Genomic DNA, 1637 nt, shown 5'->3' on the forward strand with positions numbered 1-1637 from the left:
TCTAGCTAACAGAGTGTTAGTTATTAGAATTTGTAGGTAGCACCTGCGTAGAAGCTACCTAGTTGGAAGGTAACGTCGTAGTCAGGGAAGCCCGTATCGATGCTGAAAGTGTCAACTTCGTATGCAACACGGAAGTTTAAATGCTCTAGGCTTGCCGGGGTGTATTCAACACCAGCACCTAAACGAAGTGCTGTTTCGTCTTCGTCTTTTGCGAACGGTACGTCAATAGACATTTGAGCCAAACCAACAGTACCAAAAGGACGCCAACCACAGTCAAAGGTGTAACCAAGGTTTGCCGCAATTGAGATTGCCGACGGCTCTAGTGCGTATGGTGAGCCAGGTGCAGTAACATCACTGTACTTTGTGTATTGTGCTTCAACAGCAACAATACGGTTAAACTGGTAGCCACCAATAAGCTTGAATGATGAATCATTGGTTTCTAGTACCGAGCCAGACACGTCATCATCATAAGTTGTAGTACCGAAACCACCGCCTAAATAAAAACCAGATACGTCTTTTTCAACGGCTTGCTCTTGAGCACCTGCGAAGGCAGAAAATGCTGCCAAAAGGATCACTGCTTTTTTCATTTTATTAATCTCATCGGGGATAAAAAACAGTGTGCATTGTGTGTTCACTTCCAATATAAAACTAAAGATGGATTTCATTTAAACTTCACGAATTGTCGGTTTATTGACGCTTTTCCTTTTACTTATTTTTATATTTATTACGTAAATCATTGATATATTTGATGGTGTATTTTTTGTTGGCACTGTTCTTTGAAGTGGTAGTAGATTTCAGGCTACCACTTACACCACAGAGTAAGTAATGATAGGATCATAATCACCGCGGTATATTTTTGAGTAAAATTTGCTCAAAACCTAGTAACAGTGAGCCTATGCATAGAGTCTATTTTTCCAATTTGATACTTGATCCTACTACTCGAACACTCTCGAGTGTGGAGGGAGAGAGCTGTCAGTTGCGTCCACTTCCTTACGCAGTGTTGAGCTTGTTACTGGAAAATCAGGGTGTTCACGTCACTCGTGAACAGCTCTTTGAAACCTGTTGGGAGGGTGCTTTTGTGACTGACCAGGCGATTACTAATGTCATATCAGGTATGAGAAAAAACTTCGAACAGTTGAGCGCAAGAGATGTGACCATCAAAACAGTCAGTAAGATTGGTTATGTCTTGGAGATTCACTGCGTTGAGCAGCCAATCAAGAAAAAAGTAGAAGACCGAACCATCCGAGTTAGCCAAGAGCAAGAGATCGCTTTAGAGGAAGTAAGTTTGGAGCCGGCACTGAAGATGAAAAACCATCTGCCTGTTTGGCACTGGATTATCACGCTGTTTCTCTTGGCAGGCTTACTGTTTATTTTCTTTGCTAAGCCATTCATTAGGAAGCCCGAATTTATTCATCCGAGCGAGTATCAGTACTTTCAGGTAGGGGCGACTGATTTCTACCTTCATGATAGCGCTTATCTCATCGGCGACGGTCAACTGCTCGCTTATGAGTTGGCAAACCAGTCATTCCCAACCTGCCATGCCGACGTGTATCTGCGAGTGGCGGAGTCGGCTTATGACGATGGGGTATATCTGATCAAAGCCTTTGCGTTTGCCAAACATGGCAGCAAGAATGCCA

The 1637-nt window shown here is 43.1% G+C and carries 2 protein-coding genes; one reads left to right on the top strand and one right to left on the bottom strand.

The features are described 5' to 3' along the window. Nucleotides 1–23 precede the first annotated feature (23 nt). Entirely contained in the window at nt 24–587 is a 564-nt protein-coding gene (locus tag KIV40_RS30810) for a porin family protein (RefSeq protein ID WP_285353092.1), read from the bottom strand. A gap of 389 nt (nt 588–976) precedes the next feature. Here KIV40_RS30810 and KIV40_RS30815 point away from each other — a divergent pair. Further along, on the top strand, nt 977–1637 hold a 661-nt coding region (locus tag KIV40_RS30815; RefSeq protein WP_285353094.1), incomplete at its 3' end, for a transcriptional regulator.

It is taken from the genome of Vibrio sp. D173a, from assembly GCF_030248475.1.

What these genes read in the sequence shown, in the direction of transcription:
- KIV40_RS30810 (WP_285353092.1), bottom strand. Translation starts at nt 587, where the DNA reads ATGAAAAAAGCAGTGATCCTTTTGGCAGCATTTTCTGCCTTCGCAGGT.